Source organism: Pseudarthrobacter adonitolis (assembly GCF_055412845.1).
On record NZ_JBVAYW010000004.1, the window covers coordinates 214,984 to 235,346 of the forward strand.

Genomic DNA, 20,363 nt, shown 5'->3' on the forward strand with positions numbered 1-20,363 from the left:
GGACAGCGGCCCAGACAACCGCGACAGGAGCACCATGACCGAGAATCCGATCAACGCCGGCCCCTGCGTTTGCCTGTCCGGCGAGCCGTACACGGACTGCTGCGGGCGGTTCCACAGCGGCGGGGCCGAAGCCGCCACGGCGGAGCAGCTGATGCGCTCCCGCTACAGTGCGTTTGCCCTGCTGAACGCCGAATACCTCCGGAAAACTTGGCATCCGGATACTGCGCCTTCGGACCTGGAACTGGATCCGGCCATGGAGTGGCGCCGCCTGGACATCCTGTCCACGAGCCGCGGCGGCCCGTTGGATACTGAGGGGAGCGTGGAGTTCAAGGCTCATTTCCGGCACAACGGCGAACGCGGAGTCCATTACGAAACCAGCCGCTTTGTCCGGGAGAACCGGCGCTGGTACTACGTCGACGCCGTTATGCTCGCCTAGCTCCCGTTGTACGTCTCGTCCGGGGTGAAGCCGGCCCGATCCACCTTGCGGTGGAAATGCATGCCCGCGAGACCGCCGAGCACGGCACCCCCCAGTGAGACCACGGCCACCACAACGGCGGCAATGATGCTGGTGAGGGTCAGTTCGCCTTCATTGATGGGGATCCGTGGGAAGCTGTTCAGATTGGCCAGGACGTTAAACTGCTGGCCGGCGATGACGCCCAGCAGAGCAATCACAACCGCAGCAATCAGCGCCCAGATCCAGACCATAAAACCCTGCCGGGCGCCGTTAAACCGTGCCATCCGGCCGGCAACGTAGCCGCCCGAGTAGTAGGAGATGAACAGGACCACCAGCAGGACGATAATGCCTACGAGCCCGACGGCGCCGTTCGTCTGCACCTGGTTAACGGCGTCGTTCACGTCCGTGTTGTTCGCCAACCCCACCGCGGTTCCCGCCGCGGCCACAAAGGCTGTGAGCAGGACAGCCATGCCGGTGGCGGCGAGCCAGCCGAAAAAGGCCGAGCCCACCTTGATGCCGCCGAACTGTTCCTTCTCCCGGGCTACGGCCGTCTGCTGGTCGGTCAGGCGCGGATCTGTCAGGCGTGGATCCAGCGCCGGATCGTCGGTCAGCGGCACCTGGGCTGCCGGGGCGTAGTCCGGCTCGGCATAGTCCGGCTCGGCATAGCCCTGCTCGGCATAGGGCGCCGGCGTCTGATCGAAGGCGCGCGTGGGCTCGCCGTTGGCGAAGGTTTGGTCGCGAGCAGTTTCATTCCGTAAATTCTCGTTCCGCGTCGTCGGCGGAATTCTGTCCTCTGGATCCGTTTGGCTGCTCATGGGTCAACTCAACCACTGGTGACCAGCGATAACAAGGATGCTTATGACTTGCTAGCGGTACTTCCGGTGCAGGTTCTCCTTGGTGGACGCCCCCGGCGTGGCATCGGCGATCCACGGGCCGGTGCCCTCCGACGGATCCAGTACACCCGCCTCAAGCCAGGTGTAATCCCCGGCCAGGACCTTGCGCGAAAGGATGTGGTCGCCGTCGTCCGTGTTGCGCCAGAGCTGGTCAAAATACTCGTCAATGCGGACGCGGGCGTGCTCGCAGTACGCCTCAGCCAGTTCGTAGGCAGCGGCGGCACGTTCCGGCGTGGTGCGAAGGATCATTTCGGCCCGTGAACAGCATGCGGCCATGGCGAACAGTTCGGCGCCGATGTCCACCACCCGGCCCAGGAACGCCTGCTTGTACTCCAGCTTCGCCTGCCAGCGCCCCATGCCGTAGAACGTCTGGCGGGCCAGCCGGCGCGAGGACCGTTCCACAAAGCGAAGCTGCTTGGCCAGCCGACCGAAGTCGCTGTAGGACCGGGGATCCATTCCGGCGCCTGCCACGAGTTTGGGCAGCCACCGGGCATAAAAACCTGAAGCCCCGACGGCGGCCCTTGCCTTGTCCTGGAGGCTCGCGTCCACGGAGGCAAGGTCGCCGGCGGCGGCCAGGTGGGCGTCCACCGCTTCCCGGGCGATAAGGAGTTTCATGATCTCCGAGGAGCCCTCGAAGATCCGGTTGATCCGGAGGTCACGCAGCTGCTGCTCGGCCGGAACCGCGCGTTCGCCCCGGGCTTCCAGGGACTCCGCCGTCTCGAAGCCACGGCCGCCGCGGATCTGGACCAGCTCGTCGGCGATCCGGTAGCTGATCTCGGAGCACCACAGCTTGGCCAGGGCAGCCTCGATCCGCACGTCCTTCTGTCCGGCGTCGGCGAGTTCCGCGGACAGTTCGAAGACGGCGTCCAGGGCGAAGGCGGACGCGGCGATGAAGGCGATCTTCTTGCCCACAGCCTCGTGTTTGCCCACCGGCTGGCCCCACTGGGTGCGGGCGTTGGACCATTCCCGGGCGATCTTCAGGCTCCAGCGGCCGGACGCGACGCACAGCGCTGGCAGGGAAAGTCGGCCCGTGTTCAGCGTGGTGAGCGCGATCTTCAGGCCCTGGCCCTCGCGGCCCAGCCTGTTTGCGGCGGGCACCCGCACCTGGTGGAACCGGGTGACGCCGTTTTCGATGCCACGCAGTCCCATAAAGGTGTTGCGGTTCTCCACCGTGATGCCGGGGGAGTCCATTTCGACCACAAAGGCGCTGATGCCGCCCCTATGCTCGGTGCCGTCCGCATCGGTGTGGGCCGGCACCACGGCCATCACCACCACCAGCTCGGCAATCACACCGTTGGTGGTCCAAAGCTTCACGCCGTCCAGGACATAAGTCCCGCCGTCGGTCGTGGGCACAGCCGTGCTGCCCATCCGCGCGGGATCGCTGCCCACGTCCGGTTCCGTGAGGAGGAAAGCTGTAATGGCCCCGGCGGCGCAGCGCGGCAGGTACTCGCCTTTCTGCTCCGCTGTGCCAAAGACCTTCACCGGCTCCGGAACGCCGATTGACTGGTGCGCGGAGATCAGGGCGCCGATGCTCGGGTGGACACTGCCGAGCAACGCCAGGGCCCTGCCGTAGTAGACCAGGGACAAACCGAGTCCGCCGTACTCCTGCGGGATCTTCATGCCAAAGACGCCAAGGCCCGCCAGGCCCTGGAGGTACTCGTCCGGGATCCGGGCCTCGCGTTCGATCACGCGGCCGGACATGGTGCGGGCGTACTCGGTGAGGCGTTCCATGAAGGCCTCACCGCGTTCCACGTCATCGGCCTTTGCCTTCGGCCAGGGATGGATGAGGCTCAGGTCGAAGTTCCCCAGGTACAGTCCCTTGGCGAAGCTGGGCCGGTCCCAGTCAATCTCGCGGGAGGCTTCAGCAAGTGCCCGGGCGTCCGCTGCAGTGGCTTCGGGCCCGATATTGGCCGCGGCGACGGGGACTTCCGCGGCCGGGGCGTCGGTGGCTGGTGGCTTCGTGGCGGGACTGTCAGTGGCGGAGCTCATGGCGTATCTCCTCTAACCGGGATGGCCGGTTCAAGCCATGGATCCGCCGGGTTGGAGAACCCTTCAGCTGTCTCTCAACATTACCCGCGGGTAGCTTCCAGTGCTAGGGGATGGTTGGCCCTGGAAGTCCCCGGGGATCTCCACCGTGGAGGCGTGGTGGACCAGCCGGTCCCAGCCGTGGTTGATCCCGTGGACCACAATCAGCAGCGTGGTGGAGGCGAGGAACCAGGCGAACTTGCCCACCCCCACCAGGACCAGGGCCAGGAAGCCCGCTGTCAGGACGAAGCCCACCAGGACCAAGGCAAACACCAGGGTACCGACGAACACCATGGTGGCTGTCTCCACTGCACTTAAGTCGAACTGCATTGTTCCCCCTGCTGCGCCGTTGCTTCGGTTGAGATCAGTAGCATGAGCGTAGGGGGTGCCGGTGGGGCCCAGCCAGACCTGCCCCGCCGTCACGGCGGGTTGATACGGGATCGCAATGCTACCGGGACGTAGGTCACGGAGCGGTCGCGGAAGTCACTGTCCGCGCTTGCCTTTAATCGTCGTCGAACTCCGGGGCGTCCTGGTTCAGGACCGCGAAGTCGGCGCCGAGCCCCACTTCAACCTCGGAACCGTTGTCCAGCCTGACTTCAACCTCGTAGGCCACGTTCCCGTCATTTTCCCGTTCTACCTCGATGACACTGCCCTGGCCCACCTTGGCCAGCGCGGCGTTCGCGGCCTGGTCACGGTCCGCGGTGCTCAGAGGTGCGAGATTGGCATCGTCGTCCTGGCTGGACCCCGCAGCGGTGGACACGTGCGAAGATCGGTCGACGTTGACCCCGATCCTGCTCAAGGGCTGATCTCCGCTGGTCCGGGTGCTCGCGGCGACCGCCACTGTCGCGCCACCCAGAATGACAGCCGCAGCCGCCAGGCCGGTGATCAGTGCAGCTTTTTCACGCATGACAAACTCCTCTCAGGTGATCTAAATAGTGTGCTCCCGCGGCCAGCAAGGTACAACGATTATTCGGTCGCGGGGCCTGCGTTAACCTTGTAGTTGGCAGTTTTGCGAATCCACTGCCCAACCCCAGTATCCCGAGGCAGCTGAAGGAGAGTGCGTGCCCCGCTCCGCCAGGTCATCCGCTGACGCGATCAGTGCCCGGCTCCGGGACCTCGAACTCCTCACAAAGGGACCCGCCTGGGCCCTGACGCGCTCGGCGCCCTGGGTGATCGCGGTGCTGCAGGCATCCTTTACCCGCACCCGTCCGCAGCTTCCGCTCGAGGAGTTCCACGCCGACGTCGACTCCTTCCTTGAGCAGCTCCGGCGCCAGGAACCCGGGCTGGGTGGTGCCGCCATCGGCACGTCGTCCGGCAGGAACTATGCGGACGAGTGGACGCGCAAGCATTTCCTGACCCGCCGCAACCAGTCGGGGCAGATCGTTTACGAGGTCACCGAGCCGGCCGCCCGCGTGCTCGCCTTCCTGGACAGCCTCTCCAGCGAGCGGTCCACGCTGAACGGTTCCCGGCTGGGCACGCTCCTGGGCGACGTGGAGAAGCTGGCCAATGAGACCAATCCGGACCAGAGTGCCCGGTTGGAATCCCTTGAGGACGAGATCGGGGAACGGCAGCAGCTGATCCAGGACATTAGCTCCGGCGACTTTGACGGCCTGCTGGACGACGACGAAGCGGTGGAAGCCGCCGGGAACATCCTGGACCTCGCCGCAAGCCTGCCCGCCGACTACAAAAAGATGCGCGACCGCATCGAGGAACTGGTGGGCGAGCTGCGCAACCAGATCATCGAGGAGTCGCTGAGCAAAGGCGCCACCATGGCGCAGGTGCTCGACGCGGACAAGCGGCTGCGGCAGAGCCCCGAGGGCAGGACCTTCCGCTCCTTCACCGCATTCCTGGAAGACCCGCAGCAGCAGCTCCGGTTCCGGTCGGCCATCGGTGAGGTCCTGAGCCGGCAGTTCGCCGACGACCTTTCGCCGGAGGACCGCGAGACGCTCAAGAACCTGGTGGCCGAGCTTCGCCACCAGCACAGCCAGATCCAGCGGATTTACGGCAAGCTCAGCGAAAGCCTGAACACCTACGTCCAGAGCGACGACTTCCGCCAGTCCGTCCGCCTCCGGAAGGTCCTGCGCGAGGCCGAGCAGGCCATCAGGTCCCTGCCGTATGAACGCGAACGGCCGGGACTGGTCCGCGGTCCGGTGCTGTTCAACGCCGGGTTCGAATCGCTGGCCATGGTCAAGCTCTACGACCCGGACGAGTTCGCCGTGCCGCCCAAGCTCGCGGATCCCATTGCCTTCAGCGACTCCGACCGCGTGCGCTCGCCGAGAACGGGCAAAGCCCGGCCCGACGCCATCCGGGCCGCCGTCGCCGGTGCGTCCACGCTGGCCGAGGCCTGGGTCCAGCTGCCGCCGGAGGAACAGCACATCAACTCCATCCGCGCACTCCTCTCGCACGCCCTCCAGGATGGCGCGGCCTTTGACCGCGACGCCTGGGATGGCCTGGACTACGAACAGATCGACGGCACCACCCGCACGGCGTACCTGCCGGTGGTCACCCTCAAGAAGGATTGACGATGACTGAAGAAATTACGACGGCGGTACCCCCGGCGGTCGACCCCGAAACTGCGGTGGGCGAGCCTGAAATTCCGGTGCTCGAGTTTGGGGCCACGCCTGCCGGGTTCCCTGGCCGAGCCAGCGAGGTTAGGGGGCAGGTGGGGAGCGAGACGCCCGGGATTTCGACAGGCTCAATCACCAAGGGCGCCGGGCTTTCGCCCCGCGACACGTTTGTGGACGGCGCGGCGCTGTTTCCCGGCGACACCGGCGTTCTCTCGATGAAGGTGCGCCAGGCGCTGGTCAAGCTGCTCAAGGGTCCGTACGTTGACGGCGGCCGCGACGAAAAGCTGTGGACCACGCTGCTAGACAACCAGATCATCCTGCGCAGCCGCCTGTCCGAGCTGTTCCTGACCCTGCAGCTGGACCACGAGCGCAAGATCGCCGTCCTGCGCCCGGTGGATCCGGAGGCCATCGGCGGCAGTAGCCGGTCGAGCATCCTACGCCAGCAGCGTGCGCTGAGCCGCGTGGAGACCATCGTGCTGCTCCGCCTGCGGATGCTGTTGGACCGCCACGTCACGGCCCAGACCGATGCCACCATCACCCGCGAGGAAGTCGCTGACCTCGTGGCCCACTACCAGCCCGCCGGACAGCAGGACGCGCTGCGGGATTCGGACGTAGTCGCCCGTGCCATCACCAAGCTCCTGGCCCGCCAACTGCTCCTAACCACCGGCCTGGACGACGTCTACACCATCTCCAACGCCCTCCCGCTGGCCCTCCCGTTCGAAAACATCGGCGACATCCCAGCCCAAATCGAAGCGCTGGTAGCAGCCACCACAGACCCCACAGGCACAGAAGCACTGATAGAGCTCGACAACGACACAGGCGGTGAGGACGACGACGCCGACGCCGCCCCCGCCCCTCCGCCGGGCGGCATCCGTCCTGCGGACGATGCGCCCGGCGCTGATAGCGGGTCAGGACTCCCCAATACTCGCAAGCTCGCAGCGGGACCCTCGTCCGTCCCCTTAGATGCCACTCCCTGGGCGGCATCGGCGTCGTCTCCCTTGAGCGGTGGCGGCGCCGTAGCCTCGACCACCGATATGGAGGAAGCCAAGTGAGCATCGCATCCATGCTGCCGATGGGCGACCTCACGAACCCCGGCCAGATGCGCCTTGCTTTGGTGCAGGTGGTCAACTGGGGCACGTTCCATGGGGCGCACACCATGCACGTGGACCGGAACGGAACTCTGCTGACAGGCAACTCGGGCGTGGGCAAGTCCACGCTGTTTGATGCCATGCTGCGGGTGTTTGATGCCCGGCCGCGTTCCAACGAGGCCGCGGCCCAGCGTGCCGGCGGTGCTGTGGAGGACAAGAGGACCACGTTCACCTACATGCGCGGCAAGGTGGGCGACAAGGCGGTGGGCGAAGGCTCGGCCAGTGCGTTCCAGCGCCCCGGTGCCACGTGGTCCGCCGTCGCCCTGACGTTCGATAATGCCGCCGGCACCCGCATCACGGTGTCGGCACTGTTTGACCTGCCCAAAAACGGCACGGAGTCCAGCGTCGGGCGTTTCTACCTGATCGACAGCAAGCCGCTGGACCTGCCGGCCATCGAGGACATCGCGGAAAAGCGCTTCACCAAAGCTGCGCTGGAGACGATCTTCCCGGACGCCCAGATCTTCGATGTCCACAAGGCCTTTGCGGAGCGTTTCCGCCGCCTCCTGGGCATCAGTTCGGACCAGGCCCTGCCCCTGCTGCGGGTGATCCAGGCCGGCAAAGGCCTAGGCGGCAGCGTCAACACCTTCTTCCGCGACCAGGTCCTGGATGCCCCGGCCACGCTCGCCGCGGCGGATGACCTCGTCGAGGAATTCAGCAACCTGATGTCCATCCGGCAGCGGCTGGAGGACGTGCGGCAGCAGCGGGACCAGTTGGCCCCCGTGCCTGGCCTGAACAAGGAGTACGCGCAGTCGCTGCTGGATGCGAACCGGCTCCGTGAGCTGGCGGGCGAGGAGTTCGAGGCCTACAAGCAGCAGCTCGCGGTCACGGTGCACCAGAAGACCCTGGCCCGGTTCAAGGAGCTGGCCCAGGCGAAGGCCAAAGAGCTGGGCGCGGAACGCTCGGTCCGCGACGGGCTGGCCAAGGAACTGCGCCAGCTGGAGACGGATTACAACAACCAGGGCGGCAACGCGATCTCCGCGATCGAGCAGTCGCTGGACAACGCCAAGGTGGGTCTGCGGCTCCGTGAGCAGGTGGAGGAAGCGGCCCGCAAGGCGCTGTCCGACGCCGGCCTGCAGCTGGAGTGGACCGCTGAGGGTTGGGAACAGGCCCACGAGCAGGCTGCCGCCAGGTCGGCCGAACTCAAGGATGACTCGCAGGCCCTGCAGGAGCTCCGTTTCGAAGCTTTCGACGGCCACGCCACCAAAAAGCGTGAGCTGGCGGCAGCCCAGCAGGAGCTGCTGTCGTTGAAGACGCGCAAGTCGCTGCTGCCGCCGTCGAGCATTGAAAACCGGGCGGCAATCGCCGCGGCCACCGGCGTTCCCGAAGACCGGATGCCATTCGGCGGCGAGTTGATGGACCTCGCCGAGGGGGAGGAACAGTGGCGGCCGGCCGCGGAGCGCGCCCTCCGGAACCTCGCCACCACGTTGCTGGTCCCCGGCGAACATTTCGCCGCGGTGACGCACTACCTGAACGACAACAAGGTCCGTGGCGCCTTGCGCGCCGTGGACGTCTCCAAGCCGCTCGCGGGCGGCGCCCTCGCCGCGGAGGACGCGCACGACGGCGACCTGCTCACCAAGCTGGACATCCTCGCCAGCGGCGCGGTGGCGGACGCCGGGGAATGGATCCGGGAGCGGATCGCCCTCGATTTCGCCTACCCGTGCGTCGAGGACCCCAACGAGCTGGCCACTCTGGACAAGGGCCTGAGCCTGGGCGGTGTGGTCAAACGCAACCGGCACACGGTAGAGAAGGATGACCGGTTCACCAGCCGCCAGGACTACGTGCTCGGGTTCGACAACGCCGCCAAGCTGGAGCTCGTGGCCGCCCAGGTGGCGGACCTGCAGCAGGAGCTGGCAAAGGCCGCGGAACTGGCGCAGAGCCGTGAAGAGTCACACCAGGGCATGAGCCGGCAGCTCGATGCCCTCCGCCGAATCGCGGAGGACCACCGGCCGTGGGAACAGGTCTCGGCTGGCGTCGCCGCCGATGAACTCACCCGGATTGAACAGCGGCTCAAGGATGCCCTCGCGGCCCAGGCGGACCTGGAACCGTTGCGGGCAAACATTGAAACGGCGCGGCAGAAACACCAGGCCAGCACCGAAGCCGCGGCCGTCCTGCAAAGCGAATACAAGGCACTGGACCGGCAGCTGAGCACCGCCGATTCGCTGCTGGAAGCCGCGCGGGCCCGCCTGGAGCAGGCGCCGCCGTCGGACGTCACCGTCACCGCGCTGGAACCGTACTTCACCGACTTCGGTGAAGTCAGCGAGATGCATGAGCTGGACAACCTGGCCAACCGCGTCCGGACGGCGTTGCTCGGGGAGCTGCACGCCGCCGAGACGCGCGGGCAGGCAACCTCAGAGCGGCTGACCCGGATCTTCGAGGGTTTTGTGCGCGAGTGGGGCTCCGCGATCTCCGCAGACCACGGCACCTCCATCGGGGCAGCGGGGGAGTTCGAAGGCCGCTACCACGCCATCATCAGCGACGGCCTGCCCGCCCAGGAGTCCGAGTTCCGGCAGTTCTTTAACCAGCGCACACATGAATCGTTCAGCACGCTGTTGCACCTGCTGGACGAGGAGCGGCGGTCCATCACCAGCCGCATCCTGCCGCTCAACGGTATCCTGTCCGAGGTCAATTTCCATGAGGGCAGCTTCCTGGAACTGGACATCAAGCAGACCCTGCCGGCCACGGCCAAGCAATTCAAGGACGCTATCCAGAACGCGCTGAAGGCCCGGCACACGCGGCCCGCCCGCGCGGGTTCCGGCCCGGAATCAGGGGGAGGCGACGACGCCGAGCTCACCGCCCGGTACAAGACTCTCGAAACGCTCGTAAAGCGGCTCGGATCGCCGACCCCGGAGGACCGGCGCTGGCGCGCCGAAGTGCTGGATGTCCGCGGGCACCTGTTCATCCAGTGCAAGGAGCACCGGGAGGTGACCGGGCCGGCGGCGGGCAAGAAGGGCGGCGGCAAGCGGGCCGACGTTTACATGCACGCAGACACCGGATCCATGTCCGGTGGCGAGCGGCAGCGCTTCACGGCGTTCATCATGGCCGCGGCGCTGAGCTACCAGCTGGGCATCGCCGAGCAGGGATTCACCACTTACGGCACCGTGATGATGGATGAGGCGTTTGTTTTGGCCTCGGAGGAGTTCGCGGGCGCCGGGATCAAGGCGCTGCACGAGTTCGGATTCCAGCTGCTGCTGGCCGCTCCGGAGAACGTGATCGACCTGTCCCGGCACCTGGGTTCCGTGACGGAGATCCTGCGGGACAAGCGCACCAACCGCTCCGGCGTGCTCACCGCCCCGGTGATCCGGCCCAGGCCCGGCGCGGAAGGTCAGTGGCGGTCCGAGGCGAACCCCGTGGATATCGTGCTCCGCTGACCCGGACGCTCTACGCGGAAGCGGTGCAGGCGTCGATCTGGGCCTGGACGATTGCGCCTTAGTGTCCCACCAGCTCGTCAAAGTCCCAGCCGTCGAAGAGGCCCATGGTCACGATGTAGCGGCCGGCGAGGGGCAGCGGAAACGCATGGGCGCCGTCGTCGTCCAAAAGGGTGGTGTGTCCACATAACCGCCACCTGCCTCAAGGAGCGTCACCACCGCGCCGGCCACAGCCTCGCTGCCGGCGGTGACCAGTCCGCTGATCTCCAGCCGGTCCATAAGCAAGAAGTTCTGGTGCCGGGTAGGGCCGTCGAAGTCGAAGACCTCGGCCATCGGTGCCCAGCCTGTGCATTGGTCACGATGAGGTACTTCCCGGTGCCAGGGAGGGCACCGATAGTTCGCCCCTGCACCAGGATTTGTCCGCAGGTCAACCATCGGCTGGCTGACTTTCAGCTCATACGGGACCCATGCGGCCAGCAGTATCGCGGCGGTAAGGAACAGCAGCAGCAGCACCGGCTCCGCACCACCGTTCACCCGCCAGGCGGCAATGACCTGGTGCTATTTGTTGCGTCACAACTCAATTACGCAATACAAAGCTTTTCTAATTGTGAGCAGGGTAGGCTACCCTTACTTAGGTTCGCTTCATTCACCTAAGGAGTTCCGTGACTTCCCCCCTCTTCTCCGGCCCGAGCGCCACCCGCCGCACGCTGTTCAAATCAGCCGGCAAGGCAACGGCCGTTCTCGCCGCCGCGGCACTCACGCTGTCCGCCTGCTCCACCGGCCCCGCGTCCTCCACGTCGGACGCCAGCACCTCCGGCTCCAGCAGCTCGCAGTTCCCGGTCACCATCAAACACGTCTTCGGTGAAACCACCGTCAAGGCACAGCCCAAGCGCGTCGTCACCGTTTCCTGGGTCAACGACGACGTTGCCCTTGCCCTCGGCGTTGTCCCGGTGGGCGTGCCCAAGAACGAATGGGGCGGCAACGAGCAGGGCTCCACTCCGTGGAAGGACGCGGCGCTGAAGGAACTCGGCGCGGGCTTCGGTTCCGACAAGGCGCCGGTCCAGTTCTCCGAGGCAGACGGCATCAACTTCACCGAGATCGCCAAGCTCACCCCTGACGTCATCCTGGCCGCCTACTCCGGCCTGACCGAAGAGGACTACAAGAAGCTCACCGAAATCGCACCGGTGGTGGCCCACCCCGAGGTTGCCTACGGAACCTCATGGCAGGATTCCACCTCCATCATTGGCAAGGCGCTGGGCAAGGAGGCTGAGGCTACCAAGCTCATCGCCGATACTGAGGCCACCGTCAAGGCCCAAGCTGCCAAGTACCCGCAGATCGCCGGCAAGAGCTTCATCTACGGATACGCCGATCCCGCAGACCTCACCGCCACGGGCTTTTACACCGCCAATGACAACCGTCCGAAGTTCCTGTCAGCCATCGGGATGAAACTGGCCCCCGTCGCCGAGAAGGCTTCCGCCGGCTCCAAGGACTTCTTCGTGCCGTGGTCTGCCGAGAAGGCCAACGAGCTTGAGGCCGATATCTTCCTAAGCTCGGTTGAGGATGCCGCGACTGCTGCGGCGGTCAAGAGCGACCCCCTGCTGGGCCAGATTCCGGCCATCAAGAACGGCGCGTTCGTTGCAGATGCGGACAAGAGCCTGGTCCTGGCAATCTCCGCCTCCTCCCCGCTGAGCCTGCCGTGGGCGCTGGACACCTTCCTCCCGCAGCTCGCCACCGCCGCGGACGCAGTGAAGTAAGCACCGGTCCATGACGGAAAGTACGACGACGGCACCCGCCGGACAGCGCGAACGGACACCTGGGACCCCGATCGGGTCGCAACGAGGGCCTCAAGTGTCCATTCGCGCCGGTGGGAAGGCCAGAACCAGGCAGGCCGCCTGGCTGCTGGCCGCCGTCGTCGTACTTTCTTTGTTAGCTGCCGCTTCCTTGGCCATCGGCGCCCGGGGCCTTTCCCTGGTCACCGTCTGGCAGGCGCTCACCCAGTTCGACGCCGCCAACGGGGACCACGCCGTGGTCCAGGCGCGCATCCCCCGCACCGTCCTGGGACTGCTCGCTGGCGGTGCCCTGGGCCTGGCCGGCGCCGCCATGCAGGGCGTTGCCCGTAACCCGCTGGCAGATCCGGGCATCATGGGTGTCAATGCCGGCGCCGCGCTGGCCGTGGTCACCGGCATCTACCTTTTCGGTGTCACCTCCCTGAGCGGCTACATCTGGTTCGCTTTCATCGGCGCCGGAGCCGCCGCCGTCGTGGTTTACTTCGTCGCGTCCATGGGCAGGGACGGTGCGACGCCGGTCAAGCTCGCCCTCGCCGGAGCCGCGCTCAGCGCCGGGCTCTATTCCCTGATGAGCGTCATTCTCGTCTCCAGCCAGGACACCCTGGACCGCTTCCGTTTCTGGCAGGTGGGCGGAATCGCCGGCCGCGACTGGGCGGTGGTGCTCCCGGGCCTCCCGTTCCTGGCTGTCGGGGCACTTATTGTTCTTGGCACCGGCCGCATCCTCAACAGCCTGGCTTTGGGTGATGACATCGCCCGCGGGCTCGGCCAGCGTGTGGGCCTGACCCGGGGCGTCACCGCCTTGGGCATCGTGCTCCTGTGCGGCTCCGCGACGGCATTGGCAGGGCCCATCGGCTTTGTTGGCCTGGTCATTCCGCACGCGGCCCGGTCGCTCACCGGCCCCGACTACCGCTGGATCCTGCCGTTCTCCCTGGTCCTCGCTCCGGCATTGTTGCTTGGCGCGGACATTATCGGCCGCGTAGTGCTGCTTCCCGGCGAGGTTCCGGCCGGGATCATGACGGCACTCGTTGGTGCGCCGGTCTTCGTCTGGCTCATCCGCCGCGGAAAGGCGGCCGGGCTGTGACCACTTCCAGCGGGCGCGAACTGGCAGATAACGCCCCCAAAACCGCGAAAACAGGGGATTATCTGCCAGTTCGCGCACCTCTGATGGGCCGGACCATCCTGAACCGGACCGCCGCCCTGGCCCTCGGCGTTGTGATCATGTTCTCGGTGTACGTGCTCCTGGGCAGCTACACCGTGACTATCCCGGACTTTTTCAAGATCCTCATAGGACACGTGACCGGCGGCGAGAAAGTCCCTGGCGCAAGCTTCATTGTCATGGAGAACAAGCTGCCCCGGGCCGTCATCGGCGTGATGATCGGTGCCGCGTTCGGCCTCTCGGGCGGCCTGTTCCAGACCATGCTCCGCAACCCGCTGGCCAGCCCGGACGTGATCGGCATCAGCTACGGCGCGAGCGCGGCCGCGGTCGCCGCCATCGTGATCTTCGGAGCCACCGGTCCGGCAGTGTCCGGAGCGGCGCTTGGCGGCGCGCTGGGCATCGCGGCGCTGATCTACGCCATCTCCCGCGGACCGTCACTGGGCTCGGGCGGCGGCACCGGGGGGAACGCCGCAGGCAATCGGCTGATTCTGGCCGGTGTGGGCATCGCCGCCGCCCTGCATGCGGTGGTCAACTTCCTCATGACCCGCGCGGACATCCGCACGGCAGCCGACGCGCTCGTCTGGCTCAACGGCTCCCTCAACTCCGCCAACTGGGACCGGGCGGGCATGCTCGCACTGGCGCTGCTGATCCTGGTCCCCGCCGTCATCGCCCTTGCCGGGCCGCTGCGCATCCTGGAACTCGGCGACGACGCCGCGGCCGGGCTGGGCATCTGCGTCGGGTTCACCCGCCTCGCCGTGGTGGTCACCGCCGTCGCACTCGCCGCGGTGGCGACGGCGGCTGCCGGGCCGGTCTCGTTCGTCGCCTTCCTGGCCGGCCCGATCGCCCGGCGCTTCGCCCGTAAAGCCAGCCTCCCGGCGTCGGCCCTGGTGGGTGCGCTGATTGTCCTGGCGGCCGATTTTATTGCGTCGAACATTGCCCCCCTGATTCTGGACGGGACCGTCCTTCCGGTCGGCGTCATCACCGGCGCACTCGGTGCCCCGTTCCTGCTGTGGCTTCTGGTCACGGCCAACCGAAAGGATGCCTGACATGGCCGTTCTTAGCGCCCAGGAGCTCACGCTAAAATACGATCAGCGCTGCGTGGTGGACGGCCTCACGGCGGAAATCCCCGAGGGCAAGGTCACCATGATCGTGGGCGCCAACGCCTGCGGCAAGTCCACGCTCCTCCGCGGCCTGTCCCGGCTCCTCAAACCGGCAGCCGGCGTGGTCACGCTGGACGGCAAGGACATCCACGCACGCCCGGCCCGTGAACTGGCGCGCACCCTGGGGCTCCTCCCGCAGCACCCCACCGCGCCGGACGGCATCGCTGTCCGCGACCTCGTGGGCCGCGGGCGGTATCCGCACCAGGGTTTCTTCCGCAACTGGAGCACGGGTGACTTGTCACAGCATGATCTCGCCGTGCAGCGCGCGCTCGAAGCAACAGAAACGCTGGAACTCGCTGAGCGGAACGTCGATGAACTGTCCGGCGGCCAGCGCCAGCGCGTCTGGATCGCCATGGCGCTGGCCCAGGAAACCGACGTGCTCCTGCTGGATGAACCCACCACTTACCTGGACCTTGCGCACCAGGTGGAGGTCCTGGACCTGGTCACGGATCTGAACCGCAAGCGCGGCACCACTGTGGCCATCGTCCTGCACGACCTGAACCTGGCGGCACGCTACGCGGACCATGTCATCGCCATGAAGGGCGGTGAGATCGTGGCCCTGGGTGACCCCATAACCGTTGTCACCGAAAAGCTGGTCCTCGACGTCTTCGGCCTTGAGTCCCGGGTGATTCCCGATCCCGTCTCGGGCACACCCCTGATTATCCCCATCGGCCGCCACCACGCCACCGCAACCGAACTGGAGCTCGTTTCATGAAGACCCGCGACATCGCCGCCACCGAGCCCATGACCCTGGCTTTCGAGGTCACCGTCTCCTCGGTGCAGGAGCTGAGCCCCAACTTCCGCCGGATCACCTTCGGCGGGTACTCGCTGCGGGACTTCGGCGTGCACGGCGACACCCTTGACCTGCGGATCAAGCTGATGATCCCGTCCCTGGCGTCCGATGGAACCCGGCTGCCCCTGCCGGTCTTCGAGATGGCCCAGTCCGGCTGGTACCGGGAATGGCTGGCCATGGATCCCGCCGTGCGCGGCTCCATGCGCACCTACACGGTCCGCCAGTCCCGGCTTGATGCCGTTTATCCGGAAATTGACGTTGACTTTGTGATGCATTTCGACGCCGACGGCCACGGCGGCCCGGCCGCGAACTGGGCCCTGAACGCCAAACCGGGCGATGCGATCACCATCATCGGCCCCAACAACCGTGCCGCCCAGTGCTACACCGCCGAGGTCTACGGCGGCATCGAGTGGCGGCCCGGAATGGCGGAGCGTATCCTGCTCGCCGGCGATGAAACCGCCATTCCCGCCATCTCCGCCATCCTCGAAAGCCTGCCGTCCTACATGACCGGCCAGGCCTTCCTCGAGGTACCGGAGGCCGGCGACTTCCTCGACCTCAATACGGACGCCGACATCGACATCACCTGGCTTCCCCGCGGTGCCGCCATCGGCCGCTCACGCCCGCACGGCGAGCTGCTGCAGCAGGCAGTGCGCACGGCGGTCCCCGTTCCCGGCTGGGTGGGCATCAAAGCGTCCGACGCCGGCGCGGGCCCGGAGCCCGAAGACGTCAACGTGGACGTGGACATCCTCTGGGAGACGCCCGCGCGGATGGAGACAGCCGAAATCGAGGCAACCAAGAACCCCGCCATACCCGCCGGTGCCATGCCCTTCTACGCCTGGATCGCCGGTGAAGCAGCCGTCATCAAGGGCATGCGGCGGTACCTGGTGCGGGACGTGGGAATCGACCGCAAGCAGGTCGCCTTTATGGGCTACTGGCGCCAGGGTAAGGCCGAGATCTAAGGCCTCTCCGTCGGGTCCGGCGGTTGGGTGCGCCGCTGGGGCGCCTCGGCTCGCCTTCTGCCGGCCCCACATTCTGACGCTCTCGCACTATCTGTGGGTTTTTGGCTGACGCTCCCGCAGGTCCTGTTGCTTGGCGTTAACCCTTGCGTTGTCTTGGGTGGCTAGGGTGGTCGCGTGGACATCTCTCCCGTACTGCCTGCGCGGGACGGGCGGCGTGTCTTTGTTGCCCTGGGGGATTCCTTTACCGAGGGCGTGGGGGACCGGGATGACCGCCTTCCCAATGGGGTGCGGGGATGGGCTGACCGGGTGGCCGAGAAGCTGGCCAAGGCTGAGTCGGGCTGGGAGTATGCCAATCTTGCTATCCGGAGCAAGCGCCTGCGCCACATCATCAGCGAGCAGTTGGAGCCGGCACTCGCCATGAAACCTGCGCTGATCACCGTGTACGCCGGCGGGAACGACATCCTGGACATTGGCACGGACATGGCCGCCCTAATGGACGAGTACGAGAACCTCGTGGCGCAGTTGGCCGGGAGCGGGGCCACGGTGGTCCTGTTTACCGGCTTCGACGTCAAAGTCTCCGCGGTTCTGGAGCTGCTGAAGAAGCGGAACACTGTCTACAACCAGCGGGTCCGCGAGATCGCCGCGAAGCATGGGGCGATCCTGGTGGATTACTGGTGCCTGGACGCCTTCCATGACCGTCGGATGTGGGACGCGGACCGCCTCCACATGTCCAAGGCGGGCCACAAGTACCTCGCCGGGCAGGTGCTGGACCAGCTCGGGGTGCCGCACAAGATCCGCCCGAAGGACTGGGACCCGCCGGCCCGGCTCAGCCTGCGGGAGTGGGAGCAGCGGCAGCGGCGTTGGATCAATGACTGGGTGCTGCCGCTCTTCGGCCGTAAAATCAGGGGCGTCACCCTTGGGGATACGCTGGCGCCGCGCTGGCCGGAACCAGTCAAGGTGCCGCGGAAGCGCGGGCTGAAGAAGCTGGCGGACAAAACCACGGCAGAGGCGACGAAGTCCTAGGTGTCCAGCAGGTTCTCGAAACCCGGCGCCACCCTGTTGGCCGCGAATTCCATGACTTCGAACTCAGCCACGCCGTTGACGTAAAACGGGTCCTTGGCCAGGCTCGCCTCCAACGTCGGACGGTCCGCCCTGGACAGCAGCAGCCCGCCCGTCCGGGGAACCTTGCGCCCGGCGGCGACAAAAACGCCGTCGTCAAAGGCCTGCTTCAGCCATTCAACGTGGCCGTCCAGATGGAACTCCACGATGTCTTCGGGCACCTTGTAGGTCAGCGACACAACATACATAGAGTCAGCCTACTCGGATGGGTCCACGGGAACTGGTGCGTCACTTGAACTCTCAACCACGCTCTGCTTCTAGAATGGACGCATGACGGAACCCCGCTGGCTCAACGCCGACGAACGCCGTGCCTGGCTGGCACTCCTGAGTATCAACACGCTGCTGCCGGCCGCCCTGGACAACCAGCTCCACACCGCCGGCAAGGTGTCCCTCTTCGATTACAACGTCATGGCCATGCTGTCCGAAGCTGAGGGCCGTTTCCTGCCGATGAGCCAGTTGGCCGCCCGCACCAGTTCGTCGCTGTCCCGGCTCTCGCACGTGGTTGCCAAACTGGAGAAGCGCGGTTGGCTGGAGCGGCGTCCGCACCCCCGCGATGCCCGTGTCACCACAGCACACCTGTCCGACGTCGGGATGGCCACTTTGGAGGCGCTCGCACCGGGGCACGTGGAGGCAGTCCGCACCAAGTTCCTGGACGCCCTGACGGAACGCGACGTCCACGATCTGGCACGCATCGGCGAAAAGATCGTGGCCCGGCTGGACGACGACCACTGGATCCTCCGCGACACCGAAAGCCGGCCATAAGCCGTCCCCCTGACAGTGCCCCGCCTTGGTTGCTCCCGGCAACAAATGAAAGACTGACGCCATGGACTTTTCGACCCGGTATGTAGCGCTCGGTGACTCTTTCACGGAGGGGGTCGGGGATGACGATCCCAGCCGCCCCAACGGTGTCCGCGGTTGGGCGGACCGCGTGGCGGAGCAGCTGGGCGCGGCGGATCCCGGCTTCGGCTACGCCAATCTGGCCATCCGCGGCAGGAAGCTCCGCCAGATCATGGCGGAGCAGGTGGATGCCGCCGTCGAACTCAACCCCACCCTGGTGACCATTTACGCAGGTGCTAACGATATTCTGCGGCCCAAGATCGACATCGACGATCTCCTGGCGGAATACGACGCCGGCATCCGCAAGCTGGCGGCCACCGGCGCTAGCGTGGTGATATTCACCGGCTTTGACGCGCGTGGCTCCAAGGTTTTCAGCACCATGCGCGGCCGCACCGCCATCTACAACGAACTGGTCCGCGGCATTGCCGGGGACCACGGCGCGTTGCTTGTGGATTACTGGCGCTTCAACGAGTACTACGACTGGGGCATGTGGGCCAAGGATCGGATGCACATGTCCGCCGCCGGGCACGCCAACATGGCCAACCGGGTCCTCACCGTCCTGGAGCGCGACCACTCGATCGAAGTCCCGCCCATGACCCCGGTGCCCGAGCTAAACCGGGCCGAAGCCCTCCGCGCCAACGCCCGCTGGGTCCGCGAATTCGCGGGCCCCTGGATGGTCCGCCGCGTCACCGGCAAGTCCTCCGGCGACGGACTGGCGCCCAAGTACGCCGAGCTCACCCGCCCCTGAAGCGGCGCCCCCTTATACACCGTCCGAGCCCGGATTGGTCTTTAATTGCGTGAACTCGTAGACTTGGTGAGCGCTAAGTGCGCGGAGCGTGCGCAATTGCTCCGGTGGCCCGGTAATTTTCTCCAGGGTAGCCGGTAGTTAGGGGCTCAAGTTGCGTGACTAACCGTTTACCCTGATCACTTTGGGTCGCACTTAGCCGCATGATCCTGCAGCAGATATGCGGATCATTACATTCAATTCTTGAGGAGAAGTCATGGCAGCACACTGCCAAGTGACCGGAGCCGAGCCGGGCTTTGGGCACAGCATTTCGCACTCGCACCGTCGCAACAAGCGTCGGTTCGATCCGAACATTCAGAAGAAGCGCTACTGGGTTCCGTCCCTGCGCCGTAACGTCACGCTGCAGGTTTCTGCTCGTGGCATCAAGACCATCGACGTGCGCGGCATCGACGTAGTCGTCGCCGCAATCCTTGCTCGGGGAGTGAAGCTCTAATGGCTAAGGACAAGGACGTACGTCCGATCATCAAGCTCAAGTCGACTGCAGGCACGGGTTACACCTACGTGACGCGGAAGAACCGTCGTAACGACCCGGACCGTATGGTTCTGAAGAAGTACGATCCCAAGATCCGTCAGCACGTCGAATTCCGAGAGGAGCGCTAAACACATGGCTAAGAAGTCAATGATCGCAAAGAACGAACAGCGTAAAGTCATCGTTGAGCGTTACGCTGCAAAGCGCCTCGAACTGAAGAAGGCTCTGGTTGACCCCAACTCGACCGACGAAGTTCGCGAAGCTGCACGCCTCGGCCTGCAGAAGCTTCCCCGCAACGCGTCGCCCGTCCGTCTGCGTAACCGCGACATCATCGACGGCCGTCCCCGCGGTACCTTCCAGAAGTTCGGTATCTCCCGTGTTCGCTTCCGCGACATGGCTCACCGTGGTGAGCTCCCGGGCATCACCAAGTCTTCCTGGTAATCCAGCACCGCTGATTCCAGCTGCTTGAGAAGGGCCGGCAACCGTTTGGTTGCCGGCCCTTCTGCATTTAAGGGTTTCCGGTGATCGAGCTTGTCCCCGACGACTGACCTCCCCCGGTGGTCGAGCTCCCCTTCGGTGATCGAGCTCCTCTCCGGTGATCGAGCTTGTCGAGATCCGCGCGCGGCGGTGGCCGTTGTGCTGCAGCGCACAGAAGCCACGTACGGCGACGGCGCCCGGGTTTGGGTGCCGACGCCGGCTTTGGGCCCGGAACGGCGGGGTTAGGGCCCCTTGTGGGGGTGGATTTGCGGTGGGGGTTGGGTGGGTGTATTGTTTTCTAAGTCGCCGCGAGGGGAACAGCGAAGAGCTGGTTACCGCGGGCGGCCAA

General features: G+C 65.9%; 20 protein-coding genes and 1 pseudogene. 15 read left to right on the forward strand and 6 right to left on the reverse strand.

Features of this window, described 5'->3' with window-relative positions; all coding sequences use genetic code 11:
• The first annotated feature begins 34 nt into the window (after positions 1-34).
• Positions 35-436 (forward strand): YchJ family protein, encoded by a 402-nt coding sequence (locus ACZYZ4_RS07150; RefSeq protein ID WP_463859446.1) that lies wholly within the window; start codon positions 35-37, stop codon positions 434-436.
• Here the strand turns inward: ACZYZ4_RS07150 and ACZYZ4_RS07155 are convergent.
• The 4 genes from ACZYZ4_RS07155 to ACZYZ4_RS07170 all read right to left on the reverse strand — a co-directional run bounded on the left by ACZYZ4_RS07155 (position 433) and on the right by ACZYZ4_RS07170 (position 4,279).
• Complete coding sequence (locus ACZYZ4_RS07155; protein ID WP_463859448.1) at positions 433-1,269, reverse strand: TIGR04086 family membrane protein; 837 nt, start codon at positions 1,267-1,269, stop codon at positions 433-435. The two genes, ACZYZ4_RS07150 and ACZYZ4_RS07155, sit on opposite strands and share 4 nt — an antisense overlap.
• Before the next feature lie 51 nt (positions 1,270-1,320).
• The gene (locus ACZYZ4_RS07160) at positions 1,321-3,336 is read right to left on the reverse strand and encodes an acyl-CoA dehydrogenase family protein (protein WP_463859450.1); all 2,016 of its coding nucleotides are present in this window, start codon (positions 3,334-3,336) and stop codon (positions 1,321-1,323) included.
• Positions 3,337-3,399: 63 nt separating this feature from the next.
• A complete protein-coding gene (locus tag ACZYZ4_RS07165) occupies positions 3,400-3,702 on the reverse strand; it encodes a hypothetical protein (RefSeq protein WP_463859485.1) in 303 nt (100 codons plus the stop codon).
• Positions 3,703-3,874: 172 nt separating this feature from the next.
• Complete coding sequence (locus ACZYZ4_RS07170) at positions 3,875-4,279, reverse strand: PepSY domain-containing protein (RefSeq protein ID WP_463859451.1); 405 nt, start codon at positions 4,277-4,279, stop codon at positions 3,875-3,877.
• 154 nt (positions 4,280-4,433) lie between these two features.
• Here ACZYZ4_RS07170 and ACZYZ4_RS07175 point away from each other — a divergent pair, with 154 nt between their 5' ends.
• From ACZYZ4_RS07175 to ACZYZ4_RS07185, 3 genes and pseudogenes are all read left to right on the forward strand, one after another.
• Positions 4,434-5,894, forward strand: coding sequence for a DUF3375 family protein (locus ACZYZ4_RS07175; RefSeq protein WP_463859453.1), 1,461 nt, complete (start codon positions 4,434-4,436; stop codon positions 5,892-5,894).
• A 2-nt stretch (positions 5,895-5,896) separates the two neighbouring features.
• Positions 5,897-6,793, forward strand: a pseudogene (locus ACZYZ4_RS07180) (DUF4194 domain-containing protein); the annotation flags it as partial.
• Between the two features lie 194 nt (positions 6,794-6,987).
• Complete coding sequence (locus tag ACZYZ4_RS07185) at positions 6,988-10,455, forward strand: ATP-binding protein (RefSeq protein WP_463859455.1); 3,468 nt, start codon at positions 6,988-6,990, stop codon at positions 10,453-10,455.
• Between the two features lie 108 nt (positions 10,456-10,563).
• Here the strand turns inward: ACZYZ4_RS07185 and ACZYZ4_RS07190 are convergent, their stop codons facing one another.
• Positions 10,564-10,986 (reverse strand): hypothetical protein, encoded by a 423-nt coding sequence (locus tag ACZYZ4_RS07190; RefSeq protein ID WP_463859457.1) that lies wholly within the window; start codon positions 10,984-10,986, stop codon positions 10,564-10,566.
• Between the two features lie 128 nt (positions 10,987-11,114).
• Between ACZYZ4_RS07190 and ACZYZ4_RS07195 the strand changes: the two genes are divergently transcribed.
• From ACZYZ4_RS07195 to ACZYZ4_RS07220, 6 genes are all read left to right on the forward strand, one after another.
• Positions 11,115-12,206, forward strand: a complete 1,092-nt coding sequence (locus ACZYZ4_RS07195) for an iron-siderophore ABC transporter substrate-binding protein (protein ID WP_463859459.1) — start codon at positions 11,115-11,117, stop codon at positions 12,204-12,206.
• Between the two features lie 10 nt (positions 12,207-12,216).
• Positions 12,217-13,320: a FecCD family ABC transporter permease gene (locus tag ACZYZ4_RS07200; protein WP_463859461.1), complete on the forward strand. Its 1,104-nt coding sequence runs from the start codon at positions 12,217-12,219 to the stop codon at positions 13,318-13,320.
• Between the two features lie 83 nt (positions 13,321-13,403).
• A complete protein-coding gene (locus ACZYZ4_RS07205; protein WP_463859487.1) occupies positions 13,404-14,441 on the forward strand; it encodes a FecCD family ABC transporter permease in 1,038 nt (345 codons plus the stop codon).
• 1 nt (position 14,442) lies between these two features.
• The gene (locus tag ACZYZ4_RS07210) at positions 14,443-15,270 is read left to right on the forward strand and encodes an ABC transporter ATP-binding protein (RefSeq protein ID WP_463859463.1); all 828 of its coding nucleotides are present in this window, start codon (positions 14,443-14,445) and stop codon (positions 15,268-15,270) included.
• The gene (locus ACZYZ4_RS07215) at positions 15,267-16,307 is read left to right on the forward strand and encodes a siderophore-interacting protein (protein WP_463859465.1); all 1,041 of its coding nucleotides are present in this window, start codon (positions 15,267-15,269) and stop codon (positions 16,305-16,307) included. The genes ACZYZ4_RS07210 and ACZYZ4_RS07215 overlap by 4 nt, the downstream gene beginning before the upstream one ends.
• 180 nt (positions 16,308-16,487) lie before the next feature.
• Positions 16,488-17,330 (forward strand): SGNH/GDSL hydrolase family protein, encoded by an 843-nt coding sequence (locus ACZYZ4_RS07220; RefSeq protein WP_463859489.1) that lies wholly within the window; start codon positions 16,488-16,490, stop codon positions 17,328-17,330.
• Here ACZYZ4_RS07220 and ACZYZ4_RS07225 read toward each other — a convergent pair.
• On the reverse strand, positions 17,327-17,614 hold the full coding sequence (locus tag ACZYZ4_RS07225; protein ID WP_463859467.1) for a YciI family protein: 288 nt from the start codon (positions 17,612-17,614) through the stop codon (positions 17,327-17,329). The genes ACZYZ4_RS07220 and ACZYZ4_RS07225 overlap by 4 nt on opposite strands.
• Before the next feature lie 82 nt (positions 17,615-17,696).
• Between ACZYZ4_RS07225 and ACZYZ4_RS07230 the strand changes: the two genes are divergently transcribed.
• The 5 genes from ACZYZ4_RS07230 (at position 17,697) to rpsN (ending at position 19,978) form a co-directional block, all read left to right on the forward strand.
• Positions 17,697-18,188, forward strand: coding sequence for a MarR family winged helix-turn-helix transcriptional regulator (locus tag ACZYZ4_RS07230; RefSeq protein WP_463859469.1), 492 nt, complete (start codon positions 17,697-17,699; stop codon positions 18,186-18,188).
• 61 nt (positions 18,189-18,249) lie between these two features.
• A complete protein-coding gene (locus tag ACZYZ4_RS07235; RefSeq protein WP_463859470.1) occupies positions 18,250-19,011 on the forward strand; it encodes an SGNH/GDSL hydrolase family protein in 762 nt (253 codons plus the stop codon).
• 253 nt (positions 19,012-19,264) lie between these two features.
• Positions 19,265-19,501 (forward strand): 50S ribosomal protein L28, encoded by a 237-nt coding sequence (gene rpmB, locus ACZYZ4_RS07240; protein WP_011693744.1) that lies wholly within the window; start codon positions 19,265-19,267, stop codon positions 19,499-19,501.
• Positions 19,501-19,668, forward strand: coding sequence for a 50S ribosomal protein L33 (gene rpmG / locus ACZYZ4_RS07245; protein WP_013602737.1), 168 nt, complete (start codon positions 19,501-19,503; stop codon positions 19,666-19,668). The genes rpmB and rpmG overlap by 1 nt, the downstream gene beginning before the upstream one ends.
• A gap of 4 nt (positions 19,669-19,672) precedes the next feature.
• Positions 19,673-19,978: a 30S ribosomal protein S14 gene (gene rpsN, locus ACZYZ4_RS07250; protein ID WP_026266887.1), complete on the forward strand. Its 306-nt coding sequence runs from the start codon at positions 19,673-19,675 to the stop codon at positions 19,976-19,978.
• Positions 19,979-20,363: the final 385 nt, after the last annotated feature.

Excerpts from the sequence above, each read along its gene's own strand:
- ACZYZ4_RS07170 (WP_463859451.1), bottom strand. The coding sequence starts at position 4,279 with ATGCGTGAAAAAGCTGCACTGATCACCGGCCTGGCGGCTGCGGCTGTC.
- ACZYZ4_RS07165 (WP_463859485.1), bottom strand. The coding sequence starts at position 3,702 with ATGCAGTTCGACTTAAGTGCAGTGGAGACAGCCACCATGGTGTTCGTC.
- ACZYZ4_RS07215 (WP_463859465.1), top strand. The coding sequence starts at position 15,267 with ATGAAGACCCGCGACATCGCCGCCACCGAGCCCATGACCCTGGCTTTC.
- ACZYZ4_RS07235 (WP_463859470.1), top strand. The coding sequence starts at position 18,250 with ATGGACTTTTCGACCCGGTATGTAGCGCTCGGTGACTCTTTCACGGAG.
- ACZYZ4_RS07205 (WP_463859487.1), top strand. The coding sequence starts at position 13,404 with ATGGGCCGGACCATCCTGAACCGGACCGCCGCCCTGGCCCTCGGCGTT.
- rpmG (WP_013602737.1), top strand. The coding sequence starts at position 19,501 with ATGGCTAAGGACAAGGACGTACGTCCGATCATCAAGCTCAAGTCGACT.
- ACZYZ4_RS07155 (WP_463859448.1), bottom strand. The coding sequence starts at position 1,269 with ATGAGCAGCCAAACGGATCCAGAGGACAGAATTCCGCCGACGACGCGG.
- ACZYZ4_RS07210 (WP_463859463.1), top strand. The coding sequence starts at position 14,443 with ATGGCCGTTCTTAGCGCCCAGGAGCTCACGCTAAAATACGATCAGCGC.
- ACZYZ4_RS07200 (WP_463859461.1), top strand. The coding sequence starts at position 12,217 with ATGACGGAAAGTACGACGACGGCACCCGCCGGACAGCGCGAACGGACA.
- ACZYZ4_RS07160 (WP_463859450.1), bottom strand. The coding sequence starts at position 3,336 with ATGAGCTCCGCCACTGACAGTCCCGCCACGAAGCCACCAGCCACCGAC.
- ACZYZ4_RS07225 (WP_463859467.1), bottom strand. The coding sequence starts at position 17,614 with ATGTATGTTGTGTCGCTGACCTACAAGGTGCCCGAAGACATCGTGGAG.
- ACZYZ4_RS07230 (WP_463859469.1), top strand. The coding sequence starts at position 17,697 with ATGACGGAACCCCGCTGGCTCAACGCCGACGAACGCCGTGCCTGGCTG.
- rpsN (WP_026266887.1), top strand. The coding sequence starts at position 19,673 with ATGGCTAAGAAGTCAATGATCGCAAAGAACGAACAGCGTAAAGTCATC.
- rpmB (WP_011693744.1), top strand. The coding sequence starts at position 19,265 with ATGGCAGCACACTGCCAAGTGACCGGAGCCGAGCCGGGCTTTGGGCAC.
- ACZYZ4_RS07150 (WP_463859446.1), top strand. The coding sequence starts at position 35 with ATGACCGAGAATCCGATCAACGCCGGCCCCTGCGTTTGCCTGTCCGGC.